Here is a 20,389-nt window from a genome sequence, read left to right as displayed (position 1 = left end):
TTCAAATTGCAGGCCGCGATCTATTGTCCGTGGTTATGCTAAATAAAAAAACACAAAAATAGATTTTCGTTTCTATTTTTGGTTTTTTTTTGCCTTAAAACAGGTTTTAAAACCGTTTTCAGGTAAATTGTAATCAAATTGTAATATTTGAGGTCTGGATTTGAACAAAATATATGTTGAGGTGAAAAATTTGACTTATCATAACGTTAATTATGGTGCACACCGTGTTCGTCGTAGTTATGCAAAGATCAAGGAAGTACTTCCACTGCCAAATTTGATTGACATCCAAACAAACTCTTATAAATGGTTCTTAGATGAAGGACTAAAAGATATGTTTGACGATATTATGCCAATTGATGACTTTGCTGGAAACCTTTCTTTGGAATACGTCGGTTACAAGTTACTAGAACCAAAATATACTGTTGAAGAAGCTAGAGCACATGACGCTAACTTCTCAGCACCATTACATGTAACATTGAAATTGACTAATCATGAAACTGGCGAAATCAAGACACAAGATGTTTTCTTTGGTGATTTCCCAATCATGACTGATGAAGGAACTTTCATCATCAACGGTGCTGAACGTGTTATTGTTTCTCAATTAGTACGTTCACCTGGTATTTACTATAATCAAGACACAGATAAAAATGGTCGTGAGAACTATGGTACAACTGTTATTCCTAACCGTGGTGCATGGTTGGAATTTGAAACAGATGCTAAAGGTCTTGGCTATGTAAGAATTGATAGAACTAGAAAATTACCTATTTCTGAACTAGTTAGAGCACTTGGCTTTGGTAGTGATTCAGAAATTCTTGATATTTTTGGTGAAAACGATACTTTAAATCTAACACTTGAAAAAGATGTTCATAAAGATACAAGTGATTCACGTGTTGAAGAAGCCTTGAAAGATATTTATGAAAGACTCCGTCCTGGTGAACCAAAGACTGCAGATAGTTCTCGTTCATTACTATATGCTAGATTCTTTGACCCACGTAGATATGACTTAGCTCCTGTTGGTCGTTATAAGATCAATAAGAAGTTAAATCTTAAGACAAGACTTTTGAACAAGACTTTGGCTGAAACATTAGCTGATCCTGATACAGGTGAGGTTGTTTTAGCTAAGGATACTTTAATTGACCGCGATGCTATGAACAAGTTGAGTCCATATCTTGAAAGAGATGATTTCAAGACAGTTACATTGACTCCTTCTGATGAAGGTGTTCTAACAGACCCAATTACTGTTCAAATCATTAAAGTTTATTCAGAAGCTGATAATGAAAAAGTTGTTAATATTATTGGTAACGGTCATATTCCAGAAGAAAACCGTACAATTACACCAGCTGATATTTTAGCCGGTATTAACTACTTCCTAAACTTGAAGGAAAACATCGGTACAACAGATGATATTGATCACTTGGGTAACCGTCGTATTCGTTCAGTTGGTGAATTGCTACAAAACCAATTCCGTATTGGTCTATCACGTATGGAGCGTGTTGTACGTGAAAGAATGTCAATTCAAGATTCAGCTACTGTTACACCTCAACAATTGATTAATATCAGACCAGTTGTTGCTTCAATTAAGGAATTCTTTGGTTCATCACAATTGTCACAATTCATGGACCAAACTAATCCACTTGGAGAACTAGAACATAAGCGTCGCCTATCAGCCCTTGGACCTGGTGGTTTAACTCGTGATCGTGCCGGATATGAAGTTCGTGATGTTCACTATACTCACTATGGTCGTATGTGTCCTATCGAAACACCAGAAGGTCCTAATATCGGACTTATTAATAACTTGGCTTCATACGCTATTATTAATAAATATGGTTTCATTGAAACACCATATCGTCGTGTTTCATGGGATACTCACAAAGTAACTGATAAGATCGATTACTTAACTGCTGACGAAGAAGATAACTACGTTGTTGCTCAAGCTAATACACCATTGGAAGATGATGGTTCATTTACTGACAACACAATCTTGGCTCGTCACAAAGATGACAACATTGAAACTACTCCAGAGAAAGTCGATTATATGGACGTTTCTCCTAAGCAAGTAGTTTCTGTAGCTACTGCATGTATTCCTTTCTTGGAAAATGATGATTCGAACCGTGCCTTGATGGGTGCCAATATGCAACGTCAAGCTGTTCCTTTGATCAATCCACATGCACCACTTGTTGGTACTGGTATGGAATATATTGCTGCTCATGATTCTGGTGCTGCTCTATTAGCCGATCATGATGGTGTTGTTGAATATGTTGATGCTAAGAAAGTTACTATCAAACGTGACGAAGACGGCACAACAGATACTTATAAGGTAACTAAATTCCGTCGTTCAAATAATGGTAAGAGTTACAACCAAAGACCTATTGTCCACAAGGATGAAAAGATCAAGAAGGGTGATATCATTGCCGATGGTCCTGCTATGGAAAATGGTGAATTAGCCCTTGGTCAAAACCCACTTATTGCCTTTATGACATGGAATATGTATAACTACGAAGATGCTATCGTACTTTCAGAAAAACTAGTACGTGAAGATGCATATACTTCAATTCATATTGAAGAGTATGAATCAGAAGCACGTGATACAAAGCTTGGACCTGAAGAAATCACACGTGAAATTCCTAACGTTGGTGAAGATTCACTTAAGGATCTTGACGAATTCGGTATTATCCGTGTTGGTGCTGAAGTTCGTGATGGCGATATCTTAGTTGGTAAAGTTACACCTAAGGGTGTTACAGAATTATCAGCCGAAGAAAGATTGCTACATGCTATCTTTGGTGAAAAGGCTCGTGAAGTCCGTGATACTTCACTTCGTGTACCACATGGTGGTGGCGGAATTATCCAAGATGTCAAAGTCTTCACTCGTGAAGCCGGAGACGAACTTGATCCTGGTGTTAACATGTTAGTTCGTGTTTACATTGCTCAAAAGCGTAAGATTCAAGTTGGTGATAAGATGTCTGGTCGTCATGGTAACAAAGGTACTGTTTCAATTGTTGTACCAGAAGAAGACATGCCTTACATGCCAGATGGTACTCCAGTAGATATCTTATTGAACCCAATGGGTGTTCCATCACGTATGAATATCGGACAAGTTCTTGATCTTCATTTAGGTATGGCTGCTAGAAAACTTGGTATCCACGTTTCAACACCTGTTTTTGATGGTGTAAGTAATGATGAACTTTGGGACATTGTTAAAGAAGCTGATATGGATACAGATGGTAAGTCAATTCTTTATGATGGACGTACTGGTGAACCATTCAAGAACCGTGTATCAGTTGGTGTCATGTACTACTTGAAACTAGCTCACATGGTTGATGATAAACTTCATGCTCGTTCAATCGGGCCATACTCACTAGTTACTCAACAACCACTTGGTGGTAAAGCACAATTTGGTGGTCAGAGATTTGGTGAAATGGAAGTTTGGGCCCTTGAAGCTTATGGTGCCGCATATACACTTCAAGAAATCTTGACATACAAATCAGATGATATTGTTGGTCGTGTAAAGACTTATGAAGCTATCGTTAAGGGTGAAAGTATTCCTAAACCTGGTGTTCCTGAATCATTCCGTGTTCTTGTCAAAGAACTACAAGCTCTTGGATTGGACATGAAAGTTCTAGACGCACATAAGAAAGAAATTGAACTTAGAGATATGGATGATGACGAAGACACAGTTAGTGTTGATGCCTTATCTAAATTCGCTAAACAACAAGAACAAAAACGTGCTGAAGAAGAAGCTAAAAAGCTTGAAGCATCAAAGGATTCAACTGAAACTAGTACAAAGTCAGAAAACTAGTTAAAACTGTAGGGAGGTTACCTTTTGATAGACGTTAATAAATTCGATAGTATGCAAATTGGTTTAGCATCTCCTGATAAGATTCGTAGTTGGTCTTATGGAGAAGTTAAGAAACCAGAAACTATTAACTACCGTACTTTAAAACCAGAAAAAGATGGTCTATTCGATGAAAGAATCTTTGGACCAACTAAAGACTGGGAATGTGCCTGTGGTAAGTACAAACGTATCCGCTATAAGGGTATTGTTTGTGACCGCTGTGGTGTTGAAGTTACTCGTTCAAAAGTTCGTCGTGAACGTATGGCTCATATTGAACTAGCAGCTCCTGTATCACATATTTGGTACTTTAAGGGTATCCCATCACGTATGGGACTCGTATTGGACATGAGTCCAAGAAACTTGGAAGAAGTAATCTACTTTGCATCATATGTAGTTATTGATCCCGGTGAAACAGATCTAGAAAAGAAACAATTATTGACTGAAACAGAATATCGTAAGAAGCGTGAAGAATTTGGTAATAAATTCGTCGCTGAAATGGGTGCTGAAGGTATCCGTGATCTTCTAAGACAAGTTGATATGGATTCTGAAGTTAAAGAGTTGCGTGAAACATTGAAGACTGCTCAAGGTCAAAAACGTACACGTGCTATCAGACGTTTGGATATTTTAAGTGCCTTCCAAAAATCAGGTAACAAACCTGAATGGATGGTAATGGAAGCAATTCCTGTTATCCCACCTGATCTTCGTCCTATGGTTCAACTAGAAGGTGGCCGTTTCGCCACTTCTGACTTGAACGATTTATACCGTCGTGTTATCAACCGTAACAACCGTTTGAAGAGATTGTTAGATCTACATGCTCCTAACATCATTGTTCAAAATGAAAAACGTATGTTGCAAGAAGCTGTTGATGCCTTGATCGATAATGGTCGTCGTGGCCGTCCTGTTACAGGACCTGGTAACCGTCCATTGAAGTCACTATCACATATGCTTAAGGGTAAGCAAGGACGTTTCCGTCAAAACTTACTTGGTAAACGTGTTGACTACTCAGGCCGTTCAGTTATCGATGTTGGACCTACATTGAAGTTCTATCAATGTGGATTGCCTCGTGAAATGGCTTTGGAATTGTTCAAACCATTTGTTATGCATGAACTTGTTAAGCGTGAAATTGCTTCTAACGTCAAGAATGCTAGAAGAAAGATTGATCGCCAAGATGATGACATTTGGGATGTACTAGAAGACGTTATCAAAGAACGTCCAGTATTACTTAACCGTGCCCCTACACTTCATAGACTTGGTATTCAAGCTTTTGAACCTGTATTGGTTGATGGTAAGTCAATTCGTTTGCATCCACTAGCTTGTGAAGCTTACAATGCCGATTTTGATGGTGATCAGATGGCTATCCATGTGCCACTATCAGATGAAGCTCAAGCTGAAGCACGTATGTTGATGCTTGCTGCCCATCATATTCTTGCTCCTAAAGATGGTAAGCCTATTGTTACACCTTCACAGGATGTTGTTTTAGGTAACTACTATCTAACAATTGAAACAAGACATATGACTGGTGAAGGTAAGATCTTCAAGGATTCTAACGAAGTTCAAACAGCCTTGCTAAATGGTGATGTTCATTACCATACAAGAATTGGTATTGCTGTTGATTCAATGCCTAACAAACCATTCAAGGATGATCAAAGAGATAAAGTTATGATTACTAGTGTTGGTAAAGTAATCTTTAACGAAATTCTTCCAGAAGATTTCCCATACTTGAATGAACCAACTGATGACAATTTGAAGAACGGTGTTCCTGACAAGTACTTCTTAGGCAAGGGTGAAGATATTCATCAACGTCTTGATGAAATGGATCTAGTAGATCCACTTAAGAGTGGTTATCTATCAGATATCATTGCTCAAATCTTTAAAGTATATCGTGTTCAAAGAACATCATCACTTCTTGATGATATGAAAGAATTAGGTTACACAATTTGTACATTATCTGGATTAACAGTTGGTGTTACAGATGTTCCTAATCTAACTCAAAAGCCTGAAATCGTTGAAAAAGCTCACAAACAAGTTGCTTCAATTTCTAAGCAATTCCGTCGTGGTCTTATTACTGACAACGAACGACATGATCGTGTTATTAGTGTTTGGAACGATACAAAGGATGAAATTCAACAATTGTTGATCGATTCATTTGATCCTACAAACCCTATCTCAATGATGTCTGATTCCGGTGCCCGTGGTAACATTTCAAACTTTACACAGCTAGCTGGTATGCGTGGACTTATGGCCGCCCCTAATGGTGGTATGATGGAAATCCCTGTTATTTCTAACTTCCGTGAAGGACTATCAGTCATGGAAATGTTCATGTCAACCCATGGTGCTCGTAAAGGTATGACCGATACAGCCTTGAAGACTGCTAACTCAGGTTACTTAACACGTCGTTTGGTTGATGTTGCTCAAGATGTTATTGTTCGTGAAGAAGATTGTGGTACTGACCGTGGACTTGTTGTAAGTTCAATTATGGAAGGTACAGATATGATCGAACCATTGTATGACAGACTTGTTGGTCGTTATACACAAAAGACAGTTAAAGATCCTAAGACAGGCGAAGTTATCGTACCTCGTGGTGTCATGATGGATGAAACAATGGCTCAAAGGGTCGTTGATGCTGGTGTTACACACGTTACAATTCGTTCAGCATTCACATGTGATACAAAACATGGTGTATGTAAGAAGTGTTACGGTCGTAACCTTGCTACTGGTGAAGAAGTTGAAATTGGTGAAGCAGTTGGTACTGTTGCTGCTCAATCAATCGGTGAACCAGGTACACAATTAACTATGCGTAACTTCCATACCGGTGGTGTTGCTGGTGGTGACGATATTACTCAAGGACTTCCTCGTGTTCAAGAAATTGTTGAAGCTAGAAATCCTAAAGGTCTTGCCGTTATTTCAGAAGTTGATGGTACAATTACAGCCATTGATGAAAACCCAGCAGAACACACTAAGGAAATTACTGTTCAAGGTGATATTGATACTAGAACATATAGTGTTCCTTATACATCAAGTGTTGCGGTTGCCGAAGGTGATCACGTTAAACGTGGTGGTAAGTTAACACAAGGTTCAATTGATCCTAAGGAATTGATCAAAGTTACAAACGTTCTACATACAGAAAACTACTTACTTGCTGAAGTTCAAAAAGTTTACCGTATGCAGGGTGTTGATATCTCTGATAAGCACTTTGAGGTTATGGTTAGACAAATGCTTAGAAAGATCCGTATCCTTGATCCTGGTGATACAGATGTATTGCCTGGTCAATTGATGGATATTTCTCAATTTACTGACCATAACCGTGAAACATTGTTCAATGGTGGTATTCCAGCTACTGGACGTCCAGTACTTCTTGGTATTACTAAGGCTTCTCTTGAAACAAACAGTTTCTTGTCAGCCGCTTCCTTCCAGGAAACAACAAGAGTTCTTACTGATGCATCAATTCGTGGTAAGAATGATCCACTTCTTGGACTTAAGGAAAATGTTATTATTGGTAAACTTATTCCTGCCGGTACTGGTATGGCTAAGTACAACCATATGGAACCAAAGAAGACTGGCCCTATGGCAGATAACTCTTTGAATGGTGCCTACACAATTTCTGACATCGAAGCTCAAATGAAAGCTGAAGATGCAGCTAAATCAGAAAAATAGTAATAAATGAAAAAGACGGCCGGTAAGGTCGTCTTTTTTTGTATAATGATATTATTGATAGAAATTTTGGGAGGGTATGTATTTTGCAAAAACAGGAATTATCTTATGAAGATAGCAAGTTTACTTTAGATACCTATTGGTTAGACCCTATTTCCGATTTTGACGAACCGGTCGATCAACCATTAGCAATTATTTGTCCAGGTGGTGCGTTTAAATTTCATTCTGATCGTGAAGCACAACCAATTGCTATGAAATTTAATGCGGCAGGAATACACGCTTTAGTTTTACATTACCAATTGATTGAGGATGGTAAAGCTGTTTATCCTTTGGCATTACAAGAGATGGCGACGACCTTGAATTGGTTGAAGACACAAAGTGAGAGTCACCATATTGATTTGAGCAAAGTTTTATTGGTTGGTTTTTCTGCTGGTGGACATGTAGTAGCTAACTTTAATTCAATTATGTTAAATCCAGATGAGCGTAAAAAGATTTTTACAGACGACTTAGAAGTAGAACCAGCTGCTAATATTTTAGGTTACTCGGTTATCGATATGACTCTTGGTTGGCCTAAGGATGAAGAGTGGTCAATGAAGATCAGCTCAGATATCTATTACTGGCAAGCCCAAGAACATCTAACTAAACATGGTAAACCAACATTTATTTGGCAAACAGTGACTGATGATACAGTTCCAGTTATGAATTCAATTATTTATGCACAAAAGATGGATCTCCTAGGGATTCCTTATGAAATGCATCTCTTTGGTTCAGGTGGACACGGTTTATCACTTTCAACATATGTGACAAAGCATCCAGATGGTGGAGATTACAATGTTTACGATGCCAAATGGTGGGAATTGTGTGTGAACTGGATGAAACTTCAAAAAATTTTACCTAAATTTTAATTATAAAGATCAGATAGATTATGCCTGTTGAAATGGTGAGATAGGGAACAAATCTATATGATCTTTTTTTATTGAAAAGAAATTGGATAATACATAATAGGCAAGCAAGAATAGTTATTTTTAAAACGTTGCTTAGATCAAAAATTAGAGCTAATAGTGCTAGAACCTCTATGTCACCCAAACCAATTAAGGCATGGTTGTTTAAAAGTAATAAAGCTAAGTAGATAATAATAGCTGTTAGAAAATGAATTATAGAAAAATGCCAAATGACAGTTGGTAAAGCTAGTAAATAGAAGATGGGATAGATATATCCATAAAAGGCATCACTGAATCCTAGAATAATTAGCATTAGAAACAATGGTAGATAATTTAGAGTGCCAAAATGTACTGTTAAGAGAAGAAAAATACCACCACTGAATTCTTGAAGTGGGTTAAAAAAATCAATTTGATTTTTACAGCTAGAGCATTTACCATGAACTATGAGATAGCCTATTATAGGAATGATTTCATACCACTGTAAAATTCTATGACAGTAATCGCACCTGGAACGTCTGGTATAGTTGATGTTTGGATAATCTTGTGCAATTACTTTTAGAAAGGAGATAATGCAAGCTCCTAAGATAAAGACAGTTACTTGAAAAAAAAGTTCCATTTTAATCACCTCGTTTTAAATTACGGGAAAATTATGGATAACTTTTAGGAGATTACGTTGACATGGCTTTTTATAGATGGTATTCTAGTAGACGTGCTTTTATTGGCAGCAATATTAGTTTGTTTATTTAAATATAAGCTCAGAACGTACGCCACTAACGTGGTTTATTATTTTACAAAATTATGAACCACCTGGATGTGTGTACTTAAATTTTTAGGAGGAACTTTGAATGCCTACAATTAATCAATTAGTTCGCAAAGGCCGTAAGTCAACAGTATCTAAATCAGATGCTCCTGCATTGAACTTTGGCTACAATAGTATGAAGAAAGTTGCTACAAAGAACCCAGCTCCACAAAAACGTGGTGTTGCAACTCGTGTCGGAACAATGACACCTAAGAAACCTAACTCAGCTTTACGTAAGTATGCCCGTGTTAGATTATCAAACCTTATTGAAGTAACAGCATATATCCCTGGTATTGGCCACAACCTACAAGAGCATAGTGTTGTCCTTGTCCGTGGTGGACGTGTAAAGGATCTACCTGGTGTTCGTTATCACGTTGTTCGTGGTGCCTTAGATACAGCCGGTGTTGATGGACGTATGCAAAGCCGTTCAAAATATGGTGCTAAGAAGCCTAAGAAATAACAATAAATAATCATTCTTAATGAAATAATGTAATAACGGAGGAATTTTTTATGCGTAAAGGTAGAGCTCCAAAACGTGATGTTTTGCCAGATCCAATGTACAACTCAAAGCTAGTAACTCGTTTGATTAACCACTTGATGTATGATGGTAAAAGAGGTACTGCTTCAACAATTTTATATCGTGCATTCGATATTATTAAAGATAAGACAGGTAACGAACCATTGGACGTGTTTGAAGAAGCAATGAACAATGTTATGCCTGTACTTGAAGTTAAGGCTCGCCGTATCGGTGGTTCTAACTATCAAATTCCTATCGAAGTTCGTCCAGATCGTCGTACAACTCTTGGACTTCGTTGGATCACAAGCTATGCTCGTCTACGTGGTGAACACACAATGGACGAACGTCTAGCAAATGAAATCATGGATGCAGCAAACAATACTGGTGCTGCTGTTAAGAAACGTGAAGATACACATAAGATGGCCGATGCTAACCGTGCATTCGCTCACTATCGCTGGTAGGATCTAGTTACATAAACTAGTTAATTTGAGAGGAGAAACAATTATTCATGGCTAATAAACGTGAATTTCCACTAGAAGATACCCGTAACATTGGTATCATGGCCCACATCGATGCTGGTAAAACTACAACTACTGAACGTATCTTGTACTATACTGGTAAGATCCATAAAATTGGTGAAACACATGATGGTGCTTCACAAATGGACTGGATGGCTCAAGAACAAGAACGTGGTATTACTATCACATCAGCTGCTACAACTGCTGAATGGAAGAACAATCGTATCAATATTATTGATACTCCAGGACACGTTGACTTCACAATCGAAGTTGAACGTTCACTCCGTGTTCTAGATGGTGCTATTACAGTTCTTGATGCTCAATCTGGTGTTGAACCACAAACAGAAAATGTTTGGCGTCAAGCCTCAACATATGGTGTTCCAAGAATTGTTTTTGTTAACAAGATGGATAAAATCGGTGCTAACTTTGACTACTCTGTAGAAACATTGCATGAAAGACTAGATGCTAACGCACATGCTATTCAAATGCCTATTGGTGCCGAAGACAAATTCGAAGGTGTTATCGACTTGATCGAAATGAAAGCCGACCTTTATGACGAAGATGAATTAGGTACAAAATGGGATACAGTTGATGTTCCTGAAGAATATCGTGCTGAAGCTGAAAAGAGACGTGCTGAATTAGTTGAATCAGTTGCTGATGTTGATGATGACATTATGGAGAAGTATCTTGAAGGTGAAGAAATCAGTAATGATGAACTTCGCTCAGCTATCCGTAAAGCAACAATCAACTTGAAGTACTTCCCAGTTCTTGCAGGTTCTGCCTTCAAGAACAAGGGTGTTCAAATGTTGATGGATGCCGTTGTTGACTATCTACCATCACCACTTGATGTACGTCCTTACAAGGCTACAAATCCTAAGGATGATTCAGAAGTTGAACTTATGGCTGATGACAGCAAACCATTTGCTGGTTTAGCATTTAAGATTGCTACTGACCCATTCGTTGGTCGTTTGACATACATTCGTGTATACAGAGGTTCTCTAGAATCTGGTTCTTATGTCTTGAACTCAACAAAAGACAAACGTGAACGTGTTGGTCGTTTGCTACAAATGCATTCTAACCACCGTAAAGAAATCCCAGAAGTATTCTCAGGTGATATCGCTGCTGTTATCGGTTTGAAGAATACTACAACTGGTGATTCTCTAACTGATCCTTCAGATCCATTGATTCTTGAATCATTGGATATTCCAGATCCAGTTATCCAAGTTTCTATCGAACCTAACTCAAAGGAAGATAGAGATAAGATGGATATTGCTATCCAAAAACTATCTGAAGAAGATCCTACATTCCAAGCTGAAACAAACCCTGAAACTGGTGAAACATTGATCGCCGGAATGGGTGAATTACACTTGGATATCATGGTTGACCGTATGAAACGTGAATTTAACGTTGCATGTAAGGTTGGTGAACCTCAAGTTGCTTACCGTGAAACATTTACACAACAAACAAGTGCTCAAGGTAAGTTCGTTCGTCAATCTGGTGGTAAAGGTCAATATGGTGATGTTTGGGTTGAATTCACACCTAATGAAGAAGGTAAAGGCTTCGAATTCGAAGATGCTATCGTCGGTGGTGTTGTTCCTCGTGAATACATCCCTTCAGTAGAACAAGGATTGAAAGAAGCTATGGAGAACGGTGTTCTTGCCGGTTATCCATTGATTGATGTTAAAGCTAAGTTGTATGATGGTTCATACCACGAAGTCGATTCATCAGAAGCTGCCTTCAAGATTGCCGCTTCAATGGCTCTACGTAATGCATCTAAGACTGCTGGTGCTGTAATTCTTGAACCTATTATGAAGGTTGAAATTGTTACACCAGAATCATACTTAGGTGATGTTATGGGACAAGTTACTGCTCGTCGTGGACGCGTTGAAGGAATGGAAGCACGTGGTAATGCACAACTTATCAATGCCTTTGTTCCACTTGCAGAAATGTTTGGTTACGCTACAACACTTCGTTCAGCAACACAAGGTCGTGGTACATTTACAATGACAATGGATCACTACGAAAAGGTTCCTAAGTCTATTCAAGCTGATATTATCAAGAAGAATGGCGGAAACCCTGACGCTGACTAATAATTAGTGAATAAAAATAAAAACACAATAACAAATGTTATTGTGTTTTTTTGTGCATTCAATTAAAATTTATAACTTTGTGTTTGTCCTCGACGGTAAACTGAAATTAGCAAACCTATAGCGATAAGCGCAAAAATAATTGTTTCTATAATGGTAAATAGCGCATCAACACTAGTAACTTTACCGGACATCATTTCTCCCGAAGTTGTAAAAGCAAGCGTATCTAATAATGTGTGAAAGATAACTGGAAGATAGAAAAGGTTAGTGTATAGATAAATACCACACATCAGTAAACCCATACCACAGGCAAAAATAACCTGATCGATCGTGTTAGCCAAACTTTGACCAGCGGAGACATTACTCAAATGAATAATTCCAAAACAGAGACTGCTTAGGATAGCTGCATAAAAAATTTTAAAACGAAAATTTTTAAAGGCAACTAATAGGACCGTTAGAAAAACATAACGAAATAACAACTCTTCAGCAATTCCTGCTTCTAATCCACTTAAAAGATATCGGATGCTAAAGTTGGTGCCTTTGAAGTTAAACGTATAAAGCGAACTAAGTAAACTATTACCTCCACCAAATGCATTCCACATTGTAAACCAAGCACATAATAATAGTAGAAAGATTAACACATTCCAATTGGCACGATGGTCCAATCGCATATGAGGGTAGGGATAACCCCATTTTCTCATCATTATCAAAACCATTATTAGAAAAACGAGTGTTCCAAGGAATCTGGAATCAGTCATGATGCTAATAAAAGGATTGAAACCTAGAATAGTTCCGTAAGTAACGATGCTAACAGTTCCCATGGCAATTACAGCAAATGCAAAAGTTGCTAATAACAACTGTAATAGCTTGTTTCTAAATGGGGTAAAGAAAACGACGGTATAAGGAATGTACATTACCAGTATGGAGACTAGTAACAAACCAATCGAGCTAGGTAAAGTCCAATCATAATAACGAGTACTAAAACTTATTAAGTAGAAGTATGATTCTGCAATTATGAATGCTTGAAAAAAAATCTGAAAGACAAAATTAAACCGTTCTGAAAAGTTAGTAGGAAGTAACTTAACCTTTAAGGCTAAAAGATTTAAAAAAATTGGAATGAACAGGTAAAGATTCTGAGTCAAGGCACTGTAAGTGAATATGATAATCGTATTCAGAATAACCTGACCACGGAATAAATATAGATAAAGTTTGTCTTTATTATTTTGTTGAAACCTGTTATTATATCTAAATTCGTAATCGTTCAATATACACCTCCACTTTTATTAGAGTATAGATTAAATTGACTTTTTTAGAAAGCTACTTTAATTTAAAAAAATCCCTGATTTAACTTGAAAATGCGGAGTTCATCGTGTAGTATTATAAGAGTGCTTATTTCGCGGAGAAGTATGTACTTAAATAGATATTATAAATAATATCGACGGTTTAGAAGTGAGAGGTTGCGACACACCCGGCCGCTTTGCCACGGCAGGGCTGGCGGATATTTTCACGGAGCCGGTCATCTTGAAAGAGACAAAAAGGAGGTAACCCCATGGCAAGTCAAAAAATTCGCATTCGCTTAAAGGCTTACGAACATCGTATTCTAGATCAATCAGCTGACAAGATTGTGGAAACTGCAAAAAGAACTGGTGCAACAATTTCAGGACCAATTCCTTTGCCAACAGAGCGTTCACTATATACAGTGTTAGCTTCACCACATAAGCATAAGGATTCTAGAGAACAATTCGAAATGCGTACACATAAAAGACTTATCGACGTTGTTAACCCAACAAAGAAGACGGTTGATTCACTTATGAAGTTGGATCTACCATCTGGTGTTGACATTGAAATTAAATTATAATTATTAAAAATAAATTATTGGAGGTGCAAACATGGCCAGAAAAGGAATTCTTGGTAAAAAAGTCGGAATGACTCAAATTTTTACTGACAACGGTGAATTAGTTCCCATTACAGTTGTTGAAGCAACACCTAACGTTGTTATGCAACTTAAAACAGTTGAAAATGATGGTTATGAGGCCGTTCAACTAGGCTTGGGAGATATGCGCGAAGTATTATCAAACAAACCTGCCAAGGGTCATGCAGAAAAGGCAAATACAACTCCTAAACGTTACATTCGCGAATTCCGCGATGTTGAAATGGGAGACTACGAATTAGGTGCTGAAGTTACAGTAGACGCATTTAATTCTGGTGATGTTGTCGACGTTACAGGAACAACAAAGGGACATGGAATGCAAGGTAATATCAAGAGATTCGGTCAAGCTAGAGGACCTGAAACTCACGGTTCAAGATATCACCGTATTCCTGGTTCAATGGGTGCTATCATTAACCGTGTATTCAAGGGTAAGATGCTTCCAGGACGTATGGGTAACAACCGTGTTACTACACAAAACCTAGAAATCGTCAAAGTTGATACTGAACATAATGCAATTATGATCAAGGGTAATGTACCCGGTGCAAACAAGTCATTAGTTAAAATCCAAACAGCTGTTAAAGCTAATCAAAAATAGGAAGGAGGAAAATGAGTTATGACAAAAATCACAGCTTACAAAGATAACGGTGCTGAAAACGGTAGTGTTGATGTAAAGGATGAAGTTTTTGGTGTTGAACCAAATAACAACGTTGTTACAGATGCAGTTATCATGCAACGTGCATCAATGAGACAAGGTACTCATGATGTTAAGAACCGTTCTGAGGTTCGTGGTGGTGGTAGAAAACCATGGCGTCAAAAAGGTACTGGACGTGCTCGTCAAGGTTCAATTAGATCACCTCAATGGGTAGGTGGTGGTGTCGTATTCGGCCCAACACCAAGATCTTATGCATATCACCTTCCTAAGAAGGTTAGCCGTTTGGCATTGAAGTCTGTTCTTTCACAAAAGGCTGCTGACAGTAACCTAATCGTTATTGACTCAATTTCATACGACAAACCAAGTACAAAAGCTTTCGCACAATTACTAAACAAAGTAGGTGCTGACAACAAAGCTCTTGTAGTTGTTGAAGATGGTAACGACAACGTTGCTTTATCAGCTAGAAACATTGATAAAGTTAAAGTTGTTGCACCAGAAGGTGTTAACGTTCTTGACGTTATTAACGCTAATAAGTTAGTTGTTACACAAGCAGCACTTTCTAAAATTGAGGAGGTGCTTGGATAATGAGCGCAAGAGACGTAATTATTCGCCCTATTATCACTGAAAGCTCAATGGATGCAATGAGTGACAAGAAATATACTTTCGAAGTTGCTTTGGATGCTAACAAGGTTCTTGTTAGACAAGCCGTTGAAGAAATTTTCGGTGTAAAGGTTAAACAAGTAAACATCATGAATGTTTCTGGTAAGAAGAAGCGCCAAGGTCGTTATGTTGGTTTTACTAACAAACGTCGTAAGGCAATTGTTACACTTACTGCAGATTCTGATGAAATTAAGATTTTTGAAGACGAGAAATAAATAAGGAGGTCAAATAATGGCGATTATCAAGTATAAACCAACCACAAACGGTCGTCGTAATATGACAGGTTCTGACTTTTCTGAGATTACTAAAACTACTCCTGAAAAGACACTTCTAGAATCACAAAGCCATACTGCTGGTCGTAACTCATACGGTCATATTACAGTTCGTCACCGTGGTGGTGGACACAAACAAAAATACCGTGTTATTGATTTCAAACGTATCAAAGACGGTGTTAAAGCTACAGTTAAATCTATTGAATACGATCCAAATCGTACAGCTAATATTGCACTAATTCACTATTCTGATGGTGTTAAGTCATATATTTTAGCTCCTAAGGGCCTTGAAGTAGGGCAAATTATTGAATCTGGTAAAGATGCAGATATCAAGCCAGGCAATGCACTTGCACTTGCAGATATCCCTGTTGGTACAGTTCTTCATAACGTTGAATTAAAACCTGGTAAGGGTGGTCAACTAGGCCGTTCTGCTGGTACTTCAGTTCAATTGTTAGGTAGAGATGGTAAATACTCACTATTACGTTTACCTTCTGGTGAAGTTCGTATGATTCTTTCAACTTGCCGTGCTACTGTTGGTTCAATTGGTAATGAACAACATGAACTTATTAAGATTGGTAAGGCTGGACGTAAGCGCTGGTTAGGTATGAGACCTACAGTTCGTGGTTCAGTTATGAACCCTAACGATCACCCACATGGTGGTGGTGAAGGTAAAGCTCCTATCGGTCATCCATCACCAATGTCACCATGGGGTAAGAAGACCTTGGGTAAGAAGACTCGTTCATCACATGCCAAATCTGAAAGACTTATCATTCGCCATAGAAAAGGTAAGTAAACTATTCATTAGAATAATATAAGGAGGACATAAGATGAGTCGTAGTTTAAAAAAGGGACCATTCGCTGATGCACATCTTCTAAAGAAGATCGATGCACAAGCAGATTCTGACAAGAAGTCAGTTATCAAGACATGGTCAAGACGTTCAACAATTTTTCCTAGTTTCGTAGGATACACAATCGCAGTTCATGATGGTCGTAAGCATGTTCCAGTTTATATTCAAGAAGATATGGTTGGACATAAGTTAGGTGAATTCGTACCTACACGTACTTTCCATGGTCATGGTACTGATGACAAAAAGACAGCACCAGCTAAGAAATAAGAAGGGAGACTTAAATGATGGCAGAACAAGAAATTACATCTGCAACAGCTAGAGTTACTAACGTGCGTATTGCACCTCGTAAGGCTCGCCTTGTTATTGATCTAATCAGAGGCAAAAATGCTGCTGAGGCACTTGCAATTTTGCAATTCACACCAAGAGCAGGCTCTCCAATTATTGCTAAAGCTCTTAAGTCAGCAATTGCAAATGCAGAACATAACTTTGATTTAGATGCACAAAACCTATTCGTCAGTGAAGCTTTCGTTGACGAAGGACCAACTTTAAAACGTTTCCGTCCTAGAGCTAAGGGCTCAGCATCACCAATTAACAAGAGAACAAGTCACATTACAGTCGTAGTAAGTGAAAAAGAATAGTATTGGAGGTAACTTGAGTGGGTCAAAAGATTAATCCAGTCGGATTCCGTGTCGGTGTTATCCGTGACTGGGATGCCAAATGGTATGCAAACAATAAAGACTTTTCAACATTTTTACATGAAGACCTTAGAATTCGCAAGTATATTGAAGAAAAACTTTCAAATGCTTCCGTTTCAAGAATCGAAATCGAACGTACTGCAAAGAACGTTACTGTTTCAATTCATACTGCTAAACCTGGTATGGTTATCGGTAAAGGTGGTTCTGAAGTTGAAAAATTACGTAATGAACTAAATAATTTAACTAAGAGAAACATTCACATCAACATCATCGAAATCAAGAAACCTGATTTGGATGCAAAACTTGTTGGTGAAAGTATCGCTCGTCAACTTGAAGCTCGTATTGCTTTCAGACGTGCACAACGTCAAGCAGTTCAACGTTCAAGACGTGCCGGTGCTAAAGGTATCAAGGTACAAATTTCTGGTCGTTTAAACGGTGCCGATATGGCTCGTCGTGAATGGCATACAGAAGGAACTGTTCCTTTGCACACATTGCGTGCTGATATCGATTATGCTTGGGTTGAAGCTAAGACAACTTATGGTAATTTAGGTGTTAAAACTTGGATTTATCGTGGTGAAATTCTTCCAGCAAAGCCACAACATAATGACAAAAAAACTGAAGGGAAAGGAGAATAATCTATGCTAGTACCAAAACGTGTAAAACACCGTCGTGAATTCCGTGGAAAGATGCGCGGAGAAGCTAAAGGTGGTAAAGAAGTTACATTTGGTGAATATGGTTTGAAAGCATTACAATCAAGCTGGATCACTAATAGACAGATCGAAGCAGCTCGTGTTGCTATGACTCGTTATATGAAGCGTGGTGGTAAGGTTTGGATTAAAATCTTCCCTCACAAATCATACACAGCTAAAGGTGTCGGAGTTCGTATGGGTTCTGGTAAAGGTGCACCTGCAGGTTGGGTAGCTCCAGTTAAACGTGAAAAGGTTCTCTTCGAAATCGGTGGAGTATCTGAAGAAGTTGCTCGTGAAGCTCTTAGACTTGCATCAAACAAACTACCCGTTAGAACTAAGTTTGTAAAACGTGAGGAAGTAGGTGGCGCTGATGAAGGCTAGTGAAATCAAAGAGCTTACTGCTGCTCAATTACAAGATAAAGTTAAAGAATACAAAGAAGAACTATTCAACTTGCGTTTCCAACAAGCTACTGGCCAATTGGAAAATACAGCCCGTCTTAAGGCCGTAAGAAAGAACATCGCAAGATTAAGAACAGCTCAAAACCAAAAGAATAACGAAAAATAATAAACAGGAAGGGGATATCAAGTTGAGCGAAACACAAACTCGTAACCATCGTAAAGTATATCAAGGACGCGTCGTTTCAGATAAAATGGATAAGACAATCGTTGTTGTTGTTGAAACTTACAAAACACACCCAGTCTACGGCAAGCGTGTTAGATATTCTAAGAAATATTACGTTCAAGACGATAACAACGAAGCTAAAGTTAACGATATTGTACGTATCATGGAAACTCGACCTTTGTCAAAGACAAAGCGCTTCCGTTTATTAGAAATCGTCGAAAAAGCAGTCAAAATCTAGACTATAACTGATGAGAGGAGGGCCAAAACGTGATTCAACAAGAAAGTCGTCTAAAAGTTGCAGATAATTCTGGAGCTCGTGAAATTCTAACTATTAAAGTTCTTGGTGGTTCAAACCGTAAGACAGCTAATATCGGTGATATTATTGTTGCTACTGTCAAACAAGCAACACCAGGTGGCGTTGTTAAAAAGGGTGACGTTGTTAAAGCTGTCATCGTAAGAACTGTATCAGGTGCTCACCGTACAGATGGTTCTTACATCAGATTTGATGAAAATGCCGCAGTTATTATTAATGCTGATAAAACACCTAGAGGAACACGTATCTTCGGACCCGTTGCTCGTGAACTACGTGATAACGATTTTATGAAGATCGTATCTCTAGCACCAGAAGTGCTATAAAAAGAACAATTAAATTCAGGAGGTGCTGAATAGTGTTTGTAAAAACTGGAGACAATGTCAAAGTTATTGCTGGTGATGCTAAAGGCAAGACAGGTGTAGTTAAAAAGGCTATCCCTGCAGCTAACAAAGTAATCATCGAAGGCGTTAACGTTGTCAAGAAACACTCTAAGCCAAGCAACGCTCAACCCCAAGGTGGAATTGTTGACGTTGAAAGACCTATTAGCGCAACTAACGTTAAAGTTGTAAGTAAAACAACTGATAAAGAAGATAAATAAGAAAGGAGAAAACTAAATGGTTAACGCTTTAAAAGAAAAGTATGTTAATGACATCACACCATCAATGATGAAGAAGTTCAACTACTCATCAATCATGGAAGCACCAAAATTAGACAAGATCGTTCTAAACATGGGTGTTGGTGATGCTATTGCTAACTCAAAGAACCTAGACGAAGCCGTTGAAGAACTTGGCCTAATTGCTGGTCAAAAGCCATTAATCACAAAGGCTAAGAAATCAATCGCTGGTTTCAGACTTCGTGAAGGTATGTCAATCGGTGCTAAGGTTACACTTCGTGGTGACCGTATGTATGACTTCCTTGACAAACTAATCAACATTGCTTTGCCACGTGTTCGTGATTTCCGTGGTGTAAGTACTCGCTCATTCGATGGTCGTGGTAACTATACACTAGGTATTAAAGAACAATTGGTTTTCCCAGAAATTGACTACGATAAGGTTAATAAAATTCGTGGATTGGACATCGTTATTGTTACAACAGCAAATACTGATGAAGAATCACGTGAACTATTAACACAAATCGGTATGCCATTCACAAAATAATTTAGGAGGTAAATTCATTGGCTAAGAAATCTCAAATCGTACGTAATCATAGACCCGCAAAGTTCTCTTCTCAAGCTTATACACGTTGCGAACGCTGTGGTCGTCCACATTCTGTATATCGTAAGTTCAAGCTTTGCCGACTTTGCCTTCGTCAATTGGCTCATGAAGGTCAAATCCCTGGTATGAAAAAAGCTAGCTGGTAAGAT

At 38.2% G+C, this 20,389-nt stretch carries 23 protein-coding genes; 21 read left to right on the top strand and 2 right to left on the bottom strand.

Annotated features, from left to right (window positions below; genetic code table 11):
* Positions 1-190: 190 nt before the first annotated feature.
* From ACI6PB_RS10600 to ACI6PB_RS10590, 3 genes are all read left to right on the top strand, one after another.
* Positions 191-3,796: a DNA-directed RNA polymerase subunit beta gene (locus tag ACI6PB_RS10600; protein ID WP_056955947.1), complete on the top strand. Its 3,606-nt coding sequence runs from the start codon at positions 191-193 to the stop codon at positions 3,794-3,796.
* Positions 3,797-3,820: 24 nt separating this feature from the next.
* Positions 3,821-7,486, top strand: a complete 3,666-nt coding sequence (gene rpoC / locus ACI6PB_RS10595) for a DNA-directed RNA polymerase subunit beta' (protein WP_404327400.1) — start codon at positions 3,821-3,823, stop codon at positions 7,484-7,486.
* 83 nt (positions 7,487-7,569) lie between these two features.
* On the top strand, positions 7,570-8,388 hold the full coding sequence (locus ACI6PB_RS10590) for an alpha/beta hydrolase (protein WP_051564080.1): 819 nt from the start codon (positions 7,570-7,572) through the stop codon (positions 8,386-8,388).
* Here ACI6PB_RS10590 and ACI6PB_RS10585 read toward each other — a convergent pair.
* The gene (locus tag ACI6PB_RS10585) at positions 8,378-9,040 is read right to left on the bottom strand and encodes a prepilin peptidase (protein WP_404327399.1); all 663 of its coding nucleotides are present in this window, start codon (positions 9,038-9,040) and stop codon (positions 8,378-8,380) included. The genes ACI6PB_RS10590 and ACI6PB_RS10585 overlap by 11 nt on opposite strands.
* 229 nt (positions 9,041-9,269) lie before the next feature.
* Here ACI6PB_RS10585 and rpsL point away from each other — a divergent pair, with 229 nt between their 5' ends.
* From rpsL to fusA, 3 genes are read left to right on the top strand one after another with little or no spacing between them, the layout of a single operon-like run.
* Positions 9,270-9,683 (top strand): 30S ribosomal protein S12, encoded by a 414-nt coding sequence (gene rpsL, locus ACI6PB_RS10580; RefSeq protein ID WP_025084405.1) that lies wholly within the window; start codon positions 9,270-9,272, stop codon positions 9,681-9,683.
* A 50-nt stretch (positions 9,684-9,733) separates the two neighbouring features.
* Positions 9,734-10,201: a 30S ribosomal protein S7 gene (gene rpsG / locus ACI6PB_RS10575; RefSeq protein WP_010018510.1), complete on the top strand. Its 468-nt coding sequence runs from the start codon at positions 9,734-9,736 to the stop codon at positions 10,199-10,201.
* A 47-nt stretch (positions 10,202-10,248) separates the two neighbouring features.
* Positions 10,249-12,348, top strand: a complete 2,100-nt coding sequence (gene fusA / locus ACI6PB_RS10570) for an elongation factor G (protein WP_025084406.1) — start codon at positions 10,249-10,251, stop codon at positions 12,346-12,348.
* A 62-nt stretch (positions 12,349-12,410) separates the two neighbouring features.
* Here the strand turns inward: fusA and ACI6PB_RS10565 are convergent, their stop codons facing one another.
* Positions 12,411-13,610, bottom strand: a complete 1,200-nt coding sequence (locus ACI6PB_RS10565; protein ID WP_404327398.1) for a lysostaphin resistance A-like protein — start codon at positions 13,608-13,610, stop codon at positions 12,411-12,413.
* Positions 13,611-13,894: 284 nt separating this feature from the next.
* On the opposite strand from ACI6PB_RS10565, the gene rpsJ reads away from it, so the two are divergent.
* The 15 genes from rpsJ to ACI6PB_RS10490 are packed head-to-tail and all read left to right on the top strand — an operon-like array spanning position 13,895 to position 20,386.
* Complete coding sequence (gene rpsJ / locus ACI6PB_RS10560) at positions 13,895-14,203, top strand: 30S ribosomal protein S10 (protein ID WP_025084408.1); 309 nt, start codon at positions 13,895-13,897, stop codon at positions 14,201-14,203.
* A 31-nt stretch (positions 14,204-14,234) separates the two neighbouring features.
* Positions 14,235-14,870 (top strand): 50S ribosomal protein L3, encoded by a 636-nt coding sequence (gene rplC / locus ACI6PB_RS10555; RefSeq protein ID WP_404327397.1) that lies wholly within the window; start codon positions 14,235-14,237, stop codon positions 14,868-14,870.
* A gap of 18 nt (positions 14,871-14,888) precedes the next feature.
* A complete protein-coding gene (gene rplD / locus ACI6PB_RS10550; RefSeq protein WP_025084410.1) occupies positions 14,889-15,512 on the top strand; it encodes a 50S ribosomal protein L4 in 624 nt (207 codons plus the stop codon).
* On the top strand, positions 15,512-15,802 hold the full coding sequence (rplW, locus tag ACI6PB_RS10545) for a 50S ribosomal protein L23 (protein WP_025084411.1): 291 nt from the start codon (positions 15,512-15,514) through the stop codon (positions 15,800-15,802). The genes rplD and rplW overlap by 1 nt, the downstream gene beginning before the upstream one ends.
* A 16-nt stretch (positions 15,803-15,818) precedes the next feature.
* A complete protein-coding gene (gene rplB, locus ACI6PB_RS10540) occupies positions 15,819-16,652 on the top strand; it encodes a 50S ribosomal protein L2 (RefSeq protein ID WP_025084412.1) in 834 nt (277 codons plus the stop codon).
* Between the two features lie 34 nt (positions 16,653-16,686).
* Complete coding sequence (rpsS, locus tag ACI6PB_RS10535; RefSeq protein ID WP_025084413.1) at positions 16,687-16,974, top strand: 30S ribosomal protein S19; 288 nt, start codon at positions 16,687-16,689, stop codon at positions 16,972-16,974.
* Positions 16,975-16,991: 17 nt separating this feature from the next.
* A complete protein-coding gene (rplV, locus tag ACI6PB_RS10530) occupies positions 16,992-17,345 on the top strand; it encodes a 50S ribosomal protein L22 (RefSeq protein WP_010018520.1) in 354 nt (117 codons plus the stop codon).
* Between the two features lie 17 nt (positions 17,346-17,362).
* A complete protein-coding gene (rpsC, locus tag ACI6PB_RS10525; protein ID WP_025084414.1) occupies positions 17,363-18,037 on the top strand; it encodes a 30S ribosomal protein S3 in 675 nt (224 codons plus the stop codon).
* 3 nt (positions 18,038-18,040) lie between these two features.
* Entirely contained in the window at positions 18,041-18,472 is a 432-nt protein-coding gene (gene rplP, locus ACI6PB_RS10520) for a 50S ribosomal protein L16 (RefSeq protein WP_025084415.1), read from the top strand.
* Complete coding sequence (rpmC, locus tag ACI6PB_RS10515) at positions 18,462-18,656, top strand: 50S ribosomal protein L29 (RefSeq protein ID WP_010018524.1); 195 nt, start codon at positions 18,462-18,464, stop codon at positions 18,654-18,656. Before rplP ends, rpmC begins: the two co-directional genes overlap by 11 nt.
* A 22-nt stretch (positions 18,657-18,678) precedes the next feature.
* Positions 18,679-18,951: a 30S ribosomal protein S17 gene (gene rpsQ / locus ACI6PB_RS10510; RefSeq protein ID WP_025084416.1), complete on the top strand. Its 273-nt coding sequence runs from the start codon at positions 18,679-18,681 to the stop codon at positions 18,949-18,951.
* A 29-nt stretch (positions 18,952-18,980) separates the two neighbouring features.
* Positions 18,981-19,349 (top strand): 50S ribosomal protein L14, encoded by a 369-nt coding sequence (rplN, locus tag ACI6PB_RS10505; protein ID WP_025084417.1) that lies wholly within the window; start codon positions 18,981-18,983, stop codon positions 19,347-19,349.
* A gap of 32 nt (positions 19,350-19,381) precedes the next feature.
* Entirely contained in the window at positions 19,382-19,624 is a 243-nt protein-coding gene (gene rplX, locus ACI6PB_RS10500) for a 50S ribosomal protein L24 (RefSeq protein ID WP_025084418.1), read from the top strand.
* Between the two features lie 16 nt (positions 19,625-19,640).
* Positions 19,641-20,183, top strand: coding sequence for a 50S ribosomal protein L5 (gene rplE, locus ACI6PB_RS10495; RefSeq protein ID WP_025084419.1), 543 nt, complete (start codon positions 19,641-19,643; stop codon positions 20,181-20,183).
* A 17-nt stretch (positions 20,184-20,200) separates the two neighbouring features.
* A complete protein-coding gene (locus ACI6PB_RS10490; protein ID WP_010018530.1) occupies positions 20,201-20,386 on the top strand; it encodes a type Z 30S ribosomal protein S14 in 186 nt (61 codons plus the stop codon).
* Positions 20,387-20,389: the final 3 nt, after the last annotated feature.

It is taken from the genome of Companilactobacillus paralimentarius (genome assembly GCF_963227125.1).
In the GTDB taxonomy this organism is placed as follows: domain Bacteria; phylum Bacillota; class Bacilli; order Lactobacillales; family Lactobacillaceae; genus Companilactobacillus; species Companilactobacillus paralimentarius.
This window is presented reverse-complemented; position numbering and strand designations above follow the sequence as displayed.

Coding starts and splice junctions, on each gene's coding strand:
- rplD (WP_025084410.1), top strand. CDS start 14,889: ATGACAAAAATCACAGCTTACAAAGATAACGGTGCTGAAAACGGTAGT.
- ACI6PB_RS10585 (WP_404327399.1), bottom strand. CDS start 9,040: ATGGAACTTTTTTTTCAAGTAACTGTCTTTATCTTAGGAGCTTGCATT.
- rplC (WP_404327397.1), top strand. CDS start 14,235: ATGGCCAGAAAAGGAATTCTTGGTAAAAAAGTCGGAATGACTCAAATT.
- rplP (WP_025084415.1), top strand. CDS start 18,041: ATGCTAGTACCAAAACGTGTAAAACACCGTCGTGAATTCCGTGGAAAG.
- rpsS (WP_025084413.1), top strand. CDS start 16,687: ATGAGTCGTAGTTTAAAAAAGGGACCATTCGCTGATGCACATCTTCTA.
- rplW (WP_025084411.1), top strand. CDS start 15,512: ATGAGCGCAAGAGACGTAATTATTCGCCCTATTATCACTGAAAGCTCA.
- rpsJ (WP_025084408.1), top strand. CDS start 13,895: ATGGCAAGTCAAAAAATTCGCATTCGCTTAAAGGCTTACGAACATCGT.
- rplE (WP_025084419.1), top strand. CDS start 19,641: ATGGTTAACGCTTTAAAAGAAAAGTATGTTAATGACATCACACCATCA.
- rpsG (WP_010018510.1), top strand. CDS start 9,734: ATGCGTAAAGGTAGAGCTCCAAAACGTGATGTTTTGCCAGATCCAATG.
- rplB (WP_025084412.1), top strand. CDS start 15,819: ATGGCGATTATCAAGTATAAACCAACCACAAACGGTCGTCGTAATATG.
- fusA (WP_025084406.1), top strand. CDS start 10,249: ATGGCTAATAAACGTGAATTTCCACTAGAAGATACCCGTAACATTGGT.
- rpsL (WP_025084405.1), top strand. CDS start 9,270: ATGCCTACAATTAATCAATTAGTTCGCAAAGGCCGTAAGTCAACAGTA.
- rplV (WP_010018520.1), top strand. CDS start 16,992: ATGGCAGAACAAGAAATTACATCTGCAACAGCTAGAGTTACTAACGTG.
- rpmC (WP_010018524.1), top strand. CDS start 18,462: ATGAAGGCTAGTGAAATCAAAGAGCTTACTGCTGCTCAATTACAAGAT.